This is a genomic window from Paenibacillus sp. GCM10027627 (assembly GCF_042675505.1).
Lineage (GTDB): Bacteria > Bacillota > Bacilli > Paenibacillales > Paenibacillaceae > Pristimantibacillus.
The window spans coordinates 669,747-682,105 of the sequence record NZ_JBHTHB010000001.1 but is presented as its reverse complement, the minus strand read 5'-3'; the positions used below and the strand labels follow the sequence as shown (position 1 = coordinate 682,105).

At 47.5% G+C, this 12,359-nt stretch carries 16 protein-coding genes; 6 read left to right on the top strand and 10 right to left on the bottom strand.

Annotation, left to right across the window (positions count from 1 at the left end):
- Window position 1: 1 nt before the first annotated feature.
- From ACFQZE_RS03245 to ACFQZE_RS03220, 6 genes are all read right to left on the bottom strand, one after another.
- Complete coding sequence (locus tag ACFQZE_RS03245; protein ID WP_379353605.1) at window positions 2-1,309, bottom strand: phytoene desaturase family protein; 1,308 nt, start codon at window positions 1,307-1,309, stop codon at window positions 2-4.
- Between the two features lie 164 nt (window positions 1,310-1,473).
- Window positions 1,474-2,490 carry a cytochrome d ubiquinol oxidase subunit II gene (locus ACFQZE_RS03240; protein WP_379353603.1) on the bottom strand — a complete coding sequence of 339 codons (1,017 nt, stop codon included), beginning with the start codon at window positions 2,488-2,490 and terminating at the stop codon, window positions 1,474-1,476.
- Window positions 2,491-2,502: 12 nt separating this feature from the next.
- Window positions 2,503-3,831: a cytochrome ubiquinol oxidase subunit I gene (locus ACFQZE_RS03235; protein WP_379353601.1), complete on the bottom strand. Its 1,329-nt coding sequence runs from the start codon at window positions 3,829-3,831 to the stop codon at window positions 2,503-2,505.
- 198 nt (window positions 3,832-4,029) lie between these two features.
- Window positions 4,030-4,254 carry a hypothetical protein gene (locus ACFQZE_RS03230; RefSeq protein ID WP_379353598.1) on the bottom strand — a complete coding sequence of 75 codons (225 nt, stop codon included), beginning with the start codon at window positions 4,252-4,254 and terminating at the stop codon, window positions 4,030-4,032.
- Entirely contained in the window at window positions 4,239-4,670 is a 432-nt protein-coding gene (locus ACFQZE_RS03225) for a MerR family transcriptional regulator (RefSeq protein WP_379353596.1), read from the bottom strand. The genes ACFQZE_RS03230 and ACFQZE_RS03225 overlap by 16 nt, the downstream gene beginning before the upstream one ends.
- A 185-nt stretch (window positions 4,671-4,855) precedes the next feature.
- The gene (locus ACFQZE_RS03220) at window positions 4,856-5,281 is read right to left on the bottom strand and encodes a VOC family protein (RefSeq protein ID WP_379353594.1); all 426 of its coding nucleotides are present in this window, start codon (window positions 5,279-5,281) and stop codon (window positions 4,856-4,858) included.
- 45 nt (window positions 5,282-5,326) lie between these two features.
- Here ACFQZE_RS03220 and ACFQZE_RS03215 point away from each other — a divergent pair, with 45 nt between their 5' ends.
- Window positions 5,327-5,506, top strand: coding sequence for a YjfB family protein (locus tag ACFQZE_RS03215; RefSeq protein WP_379353592.1), 180 nt, complete (start codon window positions 5,327-5,329; stop codon window positions 5,504-5,506).
- Window positions 5,507-5,537: 31 nt separating this feature from the next.
- On the opposite strand, the gene ACFQZE_RS03210 is transcribed toward ACFQZE_RS03215, so the two are convergent.
- The 3 genes from ACFQZE_RS03210 to ACFQZE_RS03200 are packed head-to-tail and all read right to left on the bottom strand — an operon-like array spanning window position 5,538 to window position 6,794.
- The gene (locus tag ACFQZE_RS03210; RefSeq protein WP_379353590.1) at window positions 5,538-5,900 is read right to left on the bottom strand and encodes a DMT family transporter; all 363 of its coding nucleotides are present in this window, start codon (window positions 5,898-5,900) and stop codon (window positions 5,538-5,540) included.
- A 14-nt stretch (window positions 5,901-5,914) separates the two neighbouring features.
- Window positions 5,915-6,244 (bottom strand): DMT family transporter, encoded by a 330-nt coding sequence (locus ACFQZE_RS03205; protein ID WP_379353588.1) that lies wholly within the window; start codon window positions 6,242-6,244, stop codon window positions 5,915-5,917.
- A gap of 10 nt (window positions 6,245-6,254) precedes the next feature.
- Window positions 6,255-6,794 (bottom strand): TetR/AcrR family transcriptional regulator, encoded by a 540-nt coding sequence (locus ACFQZE_RS03200; protein ID WP_379353586.1) that lies wholly within the window; start codon window positions 6,792-6,794, stop codon window positions 6,255-6,257.
- A 153-nt stretch (window positions 6,795-6,947) separates the two neighbouring features.
- Between ACFQZE_RS03200 and ACFQZE_RS03195 the strand changes: the two genes are divergently transcribed.
- The 5 genes from ACFQZE_RS03195 (at window position 6,948) to ACFQZE_RS03175 (ending at window position 11,947) form a co-directional block, all read left to right on the top strand.
- On the top strand, window positions 6,948-7,931 hold the full coding sequence (locus ACFQZE_RS03195; RefSeq protein ID WP_379353584.1) for a serine hydrolase domain-containing protein: 984 nt from the start codon (window positions 6,948-6,950) through the stop codon (window positions 7,929-7,931).
- Entirely contained in the window at window positions 7,921-8,208 is a 288-nt protein-coding gene (locus tag ACFQZE_RS03190) for a hypothetical protein (RefSeq protein WP_379353582.1), read from the top strand. Before ACFQZE_RS03195 ends, ACFQZE_RS03190 begins: the two co-directional genes overlap by 11 nt.
- Window positions 8,209-8,335: 127 nt before the next feature.
- Window positions 8,336-9,442, top strand: a complete 1,107-nt coding sequence (locus ACFQZE_RS03185; protein WP_379353580.1) for a nitric oxide synthase oxygenase — start codon at window positions 8,336-8,338, stop codon at window positions 9,440-9,442.
- A gap of 524 nt (window positions 9,443-9,966) precedes the next feature.
- A complete protein-coding gene (locus tag ACFQZE_RS03180) occupies window positions 9,967-11,316 on the top strand; it encodes a lytic polysaccharide monooxygenase (RefSeq protein WP_379353578.1) in 1,350 nt (449 codons plus the stop codon).
- A gap of 220 nt (window positions 11,317-11,536) precedes the next feature.
- Window positions 11,537-11,947 carry a hypothetical protein gene (locus ACFQZE_RS03175; RefSeq protein ID WP_379353576.1) on the top strand — a complete coding sequence of 137 codons (411 nt, stop codon included), beginning with the start codon at window positions 11,537-11,539 and terminating at the stop codon, window positions 11,945-11,947.
- Window positions 11,948-12,004: 57 nt separating this feature from the next.
- On the opposite strand, the gene ACFQZE_RS03170 is transcribed toward ACFQZE_RS03175, so the two are convergent.
- Window positions 12,005-12,334, bottom strand: a complete 330-nt coding sequence (locus ACFQZE_RS03170) for an antibiotic biosynthesis monooxygenase family protein (RefSeq protein ID WP_379353574.1) — start codon at window positions 12,332-12,334, stop codon at window positions 12,005-12,007.
- Between the last annotated feature and the right edge of the window lie 25 nt (window positions 12,335-12,359).

The window sequence follows — 12,359 nt, the reverse complement described above, 5'->3', positions numbered from 1 at the left end:
ATTAACCATTCCGTTTCTGAGTTTGAAATTGGGCTATGACGGCGTCTGCGGCTCTTTTTGCGCTGGCAAGCACAGCGTCTGCCAATGTTTCTTCTCCGCGGCCGCACCAATCCCCTGCTGCATAAAGTCCCGGGATGTCCGGAATTTCCGGTCCGGCATGGCCGCCCCGCTTGTCAATTGAGCCAAAATCGCTGGCGACCATTATGCTCGGGAGAAACTGACGGGCGACTTCTTGTTTGCGCCACCCCGGCTGGACTACATCCAGCGCCCGTTCCAATTGCCGTTCATCTTCTTTAGGATCGCTTGGATTTTCCCCGAGCTGTTTCGTCATATGGATAACGATTGAACTGCTGTCGTCGTTATATTTTGCAACGGAAGTCGGGTTGTTGTAAAAGATCGGCGCGTCAAGCCAAAATCCGGCTATAAAAGTTGATTTGGGATTCGGCAGACGGCGCAGTACGAGATCAAGGCAGGCCGCTTTTATGGGATGCGCTTCAGCCCTCCATTTTGCAATTCGGGCCCCTTCTTTAACAAGCTTGCTTGCGTCTGCGAGCGGTGTTGCGACAACAACGCTCGAAGCCTTTATCTGCTCTCCATCTGCAAAACGAATAGAAAAGAGGCTCCCTTCCGAAGCAAGCTCAATGGCAGAACATCCCGTTGCGATTGTTACACCGGCCCGCTCCGACTCCTCCCGCAAATCGTCCACTAAAGTGGACCACCCCTTCTCCATATAAAACGCTTTTCCGCCAAACGTCCTCTGCAACTGCCTGACAGCTGAAGCGGCTACTTGTAGCTCAGGATGCGGCACAAACGTGTTGGTCCGGCAAAGCGAATAGACGATATGCCGAATCATCGGATCGCGAATTTCTTGCTCCGCCCATTCCCGCAACGATATTCCGCTCAGTTTGGCTGTATCGAGCTTGCCAAGCTGCCCCATAAACTTCGCCAACTCTACCTTTCCCGATAATGATAATAGGCGAGAGCTCAGAAGTTGAACCGGGCTGGCAGGCAGCGGAAACACCTTATCATTCCATACGGCAACCGCATGGGCTGAAGGATTGCCCCCTTTTAGCTCCACTCCAAGCTCCTTCAAAACTTCTTCGCCTTTCCCGCCTTGATAAAAGGCATGAACGCCCAAATTAAGATAAGCGCCTTGCTTCTTAGCCGTCATAGCCCTGCCGCCTAGACGACTCGCCTTTTCGGCTAGCAACACAGATAAACCTGCATTAGCGATATAGATAGCGGCTGTAAGACCCGCCAAACCGCCGCCAATGACAACGGCGTCATACGTTGTTTTTTCTGTTTGCATAATAAAACACCTCCTATTTTTGTCTCTATGACAAATAACGGAGGTGTTTTGTTACATTTTTTTATTTTCACACTATAGAATGTATCTAACAGCCGACAGCAGCATAATCACGCCAATTGCAAAGCAAAGTCTCATCAGCCACAAATCGTGGCGGTCAAACCGGTTCACGACGCTTCTCCCCTTACATATTTGGCATTAAACAAAAATAGGCGAAGCAGCAAATATAGGGCCGGAACAAGCAGCACAAGCCCCGCTACAAACGTCACGACAAGCGTCCTCCCCATCACTGGGTTCGTAATGCTGCCGGACAACGTCAAGTAGGGGTACAGCAAATAGGGCAAGTGCGAGCTGCCGTACCCGAAAAAAGCAAACGCAAACTGCAGCATGACGAAAATAAACGCCGTTCCGTAGTTCCGTTTTTTCCAAATGAGCCAGACGGCGATGACAAAACTAAGAAGCGACAGCCCGAACATCCACCATAAGTCGAGCGTGTTTTCGAAATGCTCCAAATTGTGATTGCGAAGAGCGATAAAAACAAACAGGCTCGAAATAATCGTTGGAACACCTCCCCAAAGCGCAAACGACCGAAGCCATTCCAGCGCTCTTTGGTCTTTGGCATGAGCGGCGTAATAAGCGAGAAAAGTCGAGCTGATAAACAGTACGCTGGAAATAGCCAAAAGAACGACCGCCCAGGAGTAGGTGCTGAAAAACAGCTCGTCCATGTGGAGGGTAATCGTTTTGCCGCTCACGGACAAAAAGCCGCCTTCCGAAATAGTAAATACGGTGGACAGCGCCGCTGGAATAAGCAGTCCCGTTGCTCCATAGGCAAGCAAATAAAGATGGCTTTTTCGTGCTCCGTAATTGGAAAATGCGTAGAAGGAACCGCGAATGGCAAGCAATACAAGCGCGATACTGCCGGGGATTAGCAGTGCAGTCCCGTAATAATAAGCCGTCTCCGGAAAAAAGCCGACGATGCCGACAAAAAAGAAGACGAGAAATACGTTCGTCACTTCCCATACAGGCGACAAATATCTGGAGATGACCGGCCCGATCACCGTTTCAATTCCGATCACTTTGCCGTAATACGCATAAAACCCAGCCCCGAAATCGATGGAAGCGACGATCAAGTAACCGTATAGAAACGTCCATAAGACGGCAATCCCGATTTGTTCTAGCGACATGGCCGAGCCCTCCTATAAAATGATGCGTCTCTCTTCAAGCTCCATTTCCGCCGGCTTGTTGCGGAACAATCGGCTAAGCACAAGCAGACAGACGATGCCAAGCAACAAGTATAAAGCGGCAAATAGCCAGAAGGTGAACTGAACGTTGGGGTTCGTCGTCGCCGCCTCGGACACCCTCATATAGCCCCTCAAAATCCACGGCTGCCTGCCAACCTCCGCATAAAACCAGCCCAGTTCAATCGCCATTAATGAAAATGGACCGCCCGCCACAATGGCCGCAAGAATCCACTTGTTGTATGCGTTCCACTTTTTAACCCAGCTAAAAAGAAGGAAAAAAATGGGAACCGCAAGCAAATAAAACCCGATGCCTGCCATGGCGTCGAACAAATAATGGACATACAGCGGCGGCCAGTCCTCTTTCGGAAACTCGTTTAAGCCAATGACGGTGCCATCCGGGTCGTTCGTAGCCAGAATGCTCAGCACCCATGGAATTTCGATAGCGCGCTTAATTTCGAGTGTTTCGGGGTCGATGCGTCCCCCAAGAATAAGAGGCGCCCGACTCCCGGTCTCAAAGTGCCACTCCGCTGCCGCCAGCTTCTCGGGCTGGACTTCGGCCAGAAACTTTGCAGAAAGATCGCCTATCCCAATCGTTGCCGCCGCCATGATCAATCCGGAAATCATGGTGAGACGAATCGCCTTTTGATTGTATTCGTTTTTGCGTCCGCGCAGCATGGAGAATGCCGCTATCATTGCCAGTACGAAGGCCGCTGTCAAATAGGCGGATGACAGCACATGCCCCGCTTTGGACGGAGTGGCGGGATTAAACATCGCCGCAAGCGGGTCAAGATGCGTAAGCACGCCATTTTCAAGCGTAAAGCCTTGTGGAGTATTCATAAAAGCGTTCACCATCGTAATAAACAACGCAGAGGCCGATGCCCCAAGAACGATAGGCAAAGTGAGCAGCCAGTGCAAATAAGGATTGGAGAACCGATTCCACGTATACAAATAGATTCCCAAAAAGATCGCTTCAAAAAAGAAAGCGAACGTCTCCAAAAATAACGGCAAACTGATGACGTTGCCCGCAAAATGCATAAATTCAGGCCACAGCAAGCTAAGCTGGAGACCGATGCAAGTTCCCGTCACTACACCTACCGCCACTGTAATGACATAACCGCGAGTCCAGCGGCGCGCCATCAGCGTGTAATGAGGGTCTTTTTTTCTGATCCCGATCCATTCCGCAATTGAAATAAAGATAGGTATGCCGACCCCTACCGTCGCAAATAAAATATGAAACGCCAGAGTCATTTCCGTTAACCCGCGACTCCAACCCACTGAATCCACTATAACCCCTCCAACCTTTGCCCTTCGCCTTGCAGCGAGTGGACATGCACTTTCAGGTTAATATGGCTTTCCTTGCCAAAGCCTATTCTTAAATAAGCTCGGAGCTTAACGACAGATACTCAGCGACAATAAAAAAAGACCGCATTTCGCGGTCTATTGCATAATTTTTTTTCATCATCATTATTTGGAATATATCATTCAAAGCTTCAATTTTTCTATCGGGACAACCTTTCCGTTTAGTGTGACTGATGGAATGAGTTCAATACCGCGCTCCTTCAACCTTTGTGCAAATTCGGAATCCTCCGTCCTGTTCCGATCATACACGACGATTTTACATTTATGGCAAGCAATTTTCCGTACTTTATGGATAAGTTCATTACTTTCTAGGCTTCCATCCACAAACACCTCTATAATGGCTCCCATCTTTCCTCCTCCTCCCCTATGCACCTTTGTATAATGGGGCATTCCGATTTAGCAACCGGCTGGCTATTATTGGGCTGCCCAGACACTTGCTCAAGCAACGCTTTAAATGCTGCAAGCCGAATCATTTGTTCTTCGATAACGGCGATTTTAGCCAGAGCATAACGTTTCATTTCTTCCGCCGGCAGCGGGTCTTCCATTTTGTACAAAGCGAGCAACTGTTTAATTTCCGCGAGTGTAAAACCGATCGTTTGCGCTTCTTTAATGAAACGGATATCATGAACGGCCGACCTCGGGAACATGCGATAGCCGGCATCGCTGCGCGGCGGCTTTTCGATGAGCCCTCTTTTTTCATAATAGCGAACGGTCTCTATTGGCACTTGGGCTCCAGCCGCGACTTGACTAATCGTTAACCCCATCAACTTGACCTCCTTAAACCCTATCTTAAAGTCTGTACCTAGGAACAGAGTCAACCTATAAAAAGCCTCTTTTCTAACAAAAAAAAGCCGCATGCATGAGCAAACAGCCAAATAAACCTTTCTATGTATATGTTTACTATTACATAGCAACCAGAATGTCCAATGCCTATAGACGGCCCCATTTGCTATTCTGAATAAATAGAATGAATATGCCCTTCTGGATCTGCAAAAAAAGCGGTCGTATGCCCCCACGTCATGAGTGATGGCCCTTTGATTGGAGTGGCACCGGCTAGGACGATTCGCTCATATGTGGCTGCTACCTCTTCAGGGGAGTCGCATGGAAAACACAATTCAAGAGCTTGTCCGCGGAAAGGTGTATGGTAGGAAGAATGTCCGTCTGTTTGCTCAAACATCACACTTCTTGCACAGATCGAAAACCGCACGCCCTCGTTTTTGAACTCTGTATAAGTTTCCGATTCGACGAGCGGTTCAAATCCTAGAACATCTCTATAAAACGCCGTCAAATGAGCGACATCGTCCGTCATAATCGTAATTACGGTAATTTGCGGTCTCATGCTCTTCTCTCTCCCGTCTTGTTGATTTGCATTCATTAATGATAACCCGCCGCCGATATTTATAGCAAGGAGGTGATTTTATTGGATATAGCAGCACTATCGACATCTTTAAGCCAGGTATCGCTATCCCAGTCCGTCGGAATCCAGGTTTTGAGTATGGCTAAGTCGCAAGCAGAGCAGCAAGGTCAAAATTTGGTGAAGCTAATGGATACCGCTAACTTGAACCCAAACCTAGGCCACAGTCTCGATATACGAGTTTAAACAAAGGGACCCGCTTATATGGCGGGTTTTTTTATACGGCGGAACTCGCCTTTTCAGCCCCTTGCTCTCCCTTCCCATTAGAAATATTCAAGAGTGTCACACCGCCAATAATAAGCACAAGACCCATTAGCGTAGTCGCATCAAAAGGCTCGCTCCATACCAAAATGCCGATTAGTGCGGTCAAAGCCGTTCCAACACCGGACCAAATGGCATAGGCCAAACTTAAAGGTACCGACTTTAACGAAATCGATAAAAAATAAAAGGCAATGACAAACCCAACCACAACGCCTAGCGAGGGAACGAGGTTCGTAAACCCCTCCGAAAGCTTTAACATCGTTGTCCCAAAAACTTCGGACGCAATCGACACGGACAAAGCAAGATATCCTTTATTCATAGTTGAATCCTCCTTTAATGAGAGCCGTCAGATGCAAGCTTCATCACGACTACCCCGGCAATAATACAAACAAGCCCTAGCGCTTTTTTCCAATCTAGATGTTCCTTCCATACTACGATTCCTATAGTAGCGGTAAGCGCCGTACCGGCACCGGACCAGATCGCGTACACCGTTCCAAGCGGCAACGTTTGAAGAGTTTGCGACATGAGGTAAAACGCCGTTCCCATACCAATCAGCACGCCGATTGCCGGCAGCTTCTTCGTAAATCCTTTCGACAGCTTCAGCATCGTACTCCCGAATACTTCACTTACAATGGCAAATGCCAGCATAAAATAAGGGTTCATATGCAATCTCCTATTCCGTCATTTTCATTAAACGTCCAATAACTTCTTCCCTCACCGCATCCTGCAAAGGCGGAATGTTATAGTGCAGCCCGTAATAAAATCCGTCAATCGTCAGCCGGATGATGCTTGCCGTTGTGGCGTCCAGTCCGTCATCTAACATTTTTTCAAACATCTGCTGGCAGCTTTGAGACATTGTCGTCACAAATGCCGAACTGGTAAGCGCCGCAGACATAAGACTTATATCAAGCAATCCATTGTTTTTAAGATCGTAATCCGAAGCTCGAATATAGGCACGGCACCATTTCCCTTTCTCTATCGAATCGTCATTTGCAAAGCGGTAAAACATTTCCGAAAAGTCATCAAATATGTGAAGCGCCAACTCTTGAAGCAGTTCCTCTTTGTTCGCAAAGTGATACAGAAGTCCTCCTTTGCTCACCCCCGCTTCTTTGGCTGCGGCTTCCAGCGTCAACGATTGAATGTTGCCGTCCGTAAGCAGTTTTATAGCTGCTTTAAAGATCATTTTACGAGTTGCGTTCGCTTTTGAATCCAATGTTTTCACTCCTTTACTATACCGTCTGGACGGTTTTTTTATTTACTATACCGTCTGGACGGTTTTTTGTCAAATTCCGCTTCTAAAAGGGGTAGTCCAACCTTTCACCCGCACCACAATGTGTTAAACTAAGTGTTCAAGGAGGGATTCAACATGAATGCAACTATAGAGAGAGCCATTGCTTACTTGGATCAATATGAGCAAAACTGGCCACTCAGCGGAAATGTGTTAATCGCACAAAACGGCGAAATCGTATTTGAAAAAAGTTTGGGCTATGCCAACCTAGAGCATGCGATTGCTAACCGTCCTTCAACGAAATTTGGCATCTGGTCGATTACAAAATCGTTCACCGCTATGTCATTAGCACTGCTGGAGGAAAACAAGCGTTTGCGGCTCGATGACCACCTCAGCGATTATATCCCATCGTTTAAACGATACGAGCCTATAACGATCAGGCAGCTCATGCAGCATACTTCGGGAATGCCCAATTTTACTAGCCTCCCGGAATTTAACAGCATGTGGAACAAGTGGACGCTGGCGCCGGACAAGTGGCTACAATTGCTCGACGACAAGCCGCTTCACTTCTCCCCCGGAACAGCCTTTTCTTACAACAACACGGGTTATTACTTACTTGGTAAAATTATTGAAATGGTTTCCGGCGAACCGTTCCACCAATTTGTTCAGCGTCGAATTCTAGATCCGCTTGAGATGAAGGATACTGGCGTAAACGACGGAAAAACGGTCATTACTGGGCTCGCTTCTCCTTATCAAGCTTCAGGAGGGGAGCCTAGGCCATGTGAATTTGTCGAGATGAGCACCGTCTCCGCCGCCGGCGGCATGTATTCCACTGCCCAAGATTTGTTGAAATGGGATCAATCGTTTTATACGGGACAACTGCTTGCGGCCGACAAGCTTTCCTATTGGCTGGATCTGGAGACGGAAGGCTACGGTCTTGGCTGGTTTCAGGACAGCAAATTCGGGAAAAAAAGAATCTTTCATGGGGGCGCATATCGGGGCTATCGCAGCGAGTTGCACCGGTTCCCTGAAGAGAATGCGACGATTATCCTGTTGACGAATTACGACTACATCCCAGTTACCAAAATTGCCGATGCGCTAGGGGGGTCTTTTGTCGGGTGAAGCGGTGGAGATACCGGTTTTTCCACAAGTCCATCCAATGTCGGATGATGAATATGAACAGCTCGCAGGAATATATGAAGGGTACGGCTGCAAGGCGGAAGTGGCCCAACAAAATGGCGAGAAGTTTTTTATTTGGAACGATCGCGAAGTAAATCCGTTTTATCCGATCACGGCTACTCGATTTCACCACACTCTTTATCAACTGGAATACCCTTTTAAGCAAAACGGCGACGGAGAATGGACTTTTCTCGGAATGAAAAAAACTACGCTGCAGTGAGCGGCTTGCCGCTTGTGGCGTTGCATCACTCTACGCTACATAGATTGTTCACAACTTGCAGGATTGAAGAAGTCGCTCTCTTGCTATAATAAGGCCAACAACTACTTCTTTCTGGAGACGATTTCATATGAACACTGTGGATAAGCCGCTGCTGCTCGAGGAAGCAGCAAATTTCATTCAACTAGCCTATACGGAATTAGGAAAAACCGACTATGACATTCAAATGCGATTATTAGATATAGAAGCAGAAATAGCGGCTACAGCAACTTACACACACACGGCGGAAGAATTGCAGCATGGCGCAAAGCTCGCTTGGCGCAACAGCAATCGCTGTATAGGGCGGCTGTTTTGGGAAAGTCTGTCCGTCCTTGACGCCAGGCATGTCCACACGACTACGGCGATGGCGGAAGCTTTGTTTGAACATATTAAATTGGCCACAAACGACGGCAAAATCCGTCCTGTCATGACCATTTTTCCACAAGCCGATTCCAAAGACGATTTTACAGGGCCATGCATTTGGAACCATCAGCTTGTTCGATATGCAGGATATAATACCGCTGACGGCGGAGTTGTAGGCGATCCCCATTCCGTTTCCTTTACGGACTTCTGCCAAAAGCTTGGCTGGCAAGGGGGCGGAACGCCGTTTGATGTGCTGCCGCTTGTAATCAGCATAAAAGACGGGCATCCCGAATGGTTCCCTATTCCGCCTGAACTCATTTTGGAGGTCCCGATCTCCCATCCCGACATTCCGGGCATCCGTGATCTCGGGTTGCAATGGTATGCGGTTCCCTTTGTTTCGGATATGCGTCTGGAGATTGGCGGGGTCCATTACTCCGCCGCGCCTTTTAACGGCTGGTACATGGGAACTGAGATTGGGGCCAGAAATTTGGCGGACGAGCAGCGCTACAATATGCTCCCGCAAATTGCCCGCTTAATGGAGCTCGATACGTCCAAAGCATCGTCGCTTTGGAAGGATAGAGCGCTAGTTGAGCTAAATATCGCTGTGTTGCATTCGTTTAAAGAAAGAGGCGTCACGATAGTTGATCATCATACGGCCGCCCAGCAGTTTATGCGGTTTGAAAAAAATGAAGAAGCCGAGGGACGGAATGCGACAGGCCGCTGGTCTTGGCTAGTCCCCCCGCTCTCCCCCGCCACGACGCCTATTTATCATAAAAGCTATTCCGATACAATCGCATCGCCAAATTTTTTTTACAGGGTGGAAAAAAGGCCGTAACTGGCCTTTTTTATTTGTTTTTGAGGGGTTTATTTTCTGTCAATAGTTACTTTCGATAAAAATAATCTATCATGTTCACATTTGTTATAAATGTTATTTAGAGGGATAAATTTCAATTAATAAAATAATTCCCCCTCCACAGCCATATCAACTTCCTCTATACTAAACACATCCACAACATGTGTTAATGGCAATTAACATGACATACTCGTTTCATCACTCGCCTTTATTCGATTTTCACCTACTCCATATCCAGTCTTTCGACAGCACTCTTTTCTCACTTACATCATTGCCCCTACAAAAACTTACGTTTTTCGACCCTCGTGTATAGGCTCAATTGAGTTTATATAAATTTGATTTCTCATGGAAGGAGGCCGTTTTTTCCGCATTACCGCGAAACTTACGTTTGACTAGCTGCAGCATCTATCCCGTCAGAAAGGAGAACACGGCGTACGTTTTTTCAATTTTCGGACAAGTAAGCGTTATCATGAATTTACCACTACATTTTAGGAGGTTATTTATTTATGACATTGCTTCAGAACCCGCGTCAAATTATGGTTAAAGCACTAGTAGCAGCAGGATTTATGTTAGTATTGATAGCTATTATGACTATTATGGCCGACAGAGCTTCCGCTCACGGTTACGTAGAATCTCCTGCAAGCAGATCGATTCTTTGTAAACAAGGCGTAAATACAGATTGCGGCGCGGTTGTGTACGAGCCACAAAGCTTGGAAACGCTTAAAGGCTATCCGGCAGCTGGTCCTGCCGACGGCAAAATTGCAAGCGCTGGCGGCATCTTCCCTAAACTTGACGAGCAAACTAGCACACGCTGGAGCAAAGTAGCATTGTCCGGCGGTACGCAAACGTTTACATGGAAGTTTACAGCTAACCACGCTTCCACAAAGTTCCACTACTACATCACAAAGTCCAACTGGAACCCGAACCAACCGCTTACTCGCGCTCAGTTCGAGTCCACTCCTTTCTGTACTGTAAACTACGGTGGCGCTCAGCCTCCAATGTCTTATTCCCACACTTGCAACGTTCCAACTGACCGCACAGGCTACCATGTTATCCTGGCTGTATGGGATGTCGACAATACTGTAAACGCATTCTACAATACAATCGACGTTCAATTGGGACCATCCACTGACCCAACAGCACCAACAGCTCCATCCAGTGCTGCGGTTTCGAACATTGGCACGACTACAGCTACTGTTTCCTGGAACGCTTCCACGGATAACGTAGGCGTAACTGGCTACCGTATCTACAACGGCGCTAACCAAATCGCTGTAACTAGCGGCGCAACTACGGTTAACCTGACAGGACTGGTATCCAATACAGCTTACAACATTACGGTAAAAGCAATTGATGCTGCAGGCAACCTGTCCGCAGCCAGCAACGCTGTATCCTTCACAACGGCTGTTGTAGTTGGTCCTGACACTGTAGCTCCAACTGCACCTGCAGGCCTGCACTACATGGGAACGATTACTCAAACTTCCGTTCCATTAATGTGGAGCGCTTCGACTGACAACGTAGCGGTAACTGGCTACCAAGTATTCCGCGGAACGACTTTGGTCACTACAGTACCGGCCAACACGCTGGCCTACACAGTGACTGGACTAACTGCAAACACAGCTTATACATTCACGATTAAAGCGATCGACGCTGCAGGCAACGTATCCGCAGCAAGCAATGCGCTGACCGTTACTACAGCTTCCAACACAACGACATACCCTGCTTGGAACGCTACCACTGCTTACCTTGGCGGTGCCAAAGTAACGCATAACGGCGTAAACTATGAAGCTAAATGGTGGACTCAAAACCAAGCTCCAGGCACAACTGCTGGCGCTGACGTTTGGAAAGTTATTCCTTAATAAGATCACTTACGTTTAACTCTTATCTCCTACTCACCAACAAGCCAGCCTCGATTCCAAATCGGTGCTGGCTTGTTTTTATTTATTAAACCTACGTCCTAAGGACTAAAAATAGGCCTTTTTTGACAAAATTTTGGTTTACAACACCTACATATTAAGGTAAAATTCTCTATAAAGAACTACTAAGTTCTTTATATTGCACATTCAGGAGTGAATCCAAATGAAGAGGACAAAAAGGGTCTTACTATTAACCGTACTCCTTGCTCTCATGGCTTTTCCTGCATCTGCGTTCGCTTCCAGCTATTCGGGATATGAGGAACAGAAGAACAAAGGATTTTTTTCCTCCGTCTTCTCTTTTCTCGGATTCTCGTCCAACAAGGGGGACAAGGACAAGCACGACGACAGCAAAAGTTCCAGCTCGACAAAAGGTGGCAATAAAGACAAGGACGATAAAAAGGGCGGGAAGAAAAAAGACAAATGGTGGGACGACTGGTTCGACGATGACGACTGGTGGGACGATGACGACGATGATGATGACGATGATTGGGACGACGACGATGACGATGATGATGACGACGACGATTGCTGGACAGAATCCAAAAAAATATGGGACAAGTATTACGGGTATTAAAAAAAAAAGGACTGGTGAAGCGGAAACGTCCGCTTCATCAGTCCTTTTTCCCCTTTATTAGGCAATTACTCCCGCAGCAGGGACTACTTTTTGAGCATTGTACATGTTAACCGAGGAGGTAATGATATAGCTTGGCGGTTCCTCAGTGCGCTTCTCCCGATGTCCAGCTAGATGCACAGGGTCCTTCTCCCAATTTTTCCATGCGTCTTCCGACTCCCATCTGATCATGGAAATCACTTCCTCAGACTCGCCTTTGCCGCGGCTAATCATAACGGTACGGTCAATTAATCCTGGCATTGTATCGATGTGGCCCGGCTCTCTGAAACTTTCCGCCAGTTGCTCCGCGTAACCCGGTTCCACGACTATAGTTCTAAGTTGGATAAGCAATACGATTCCACTCCTTTACCGTTGT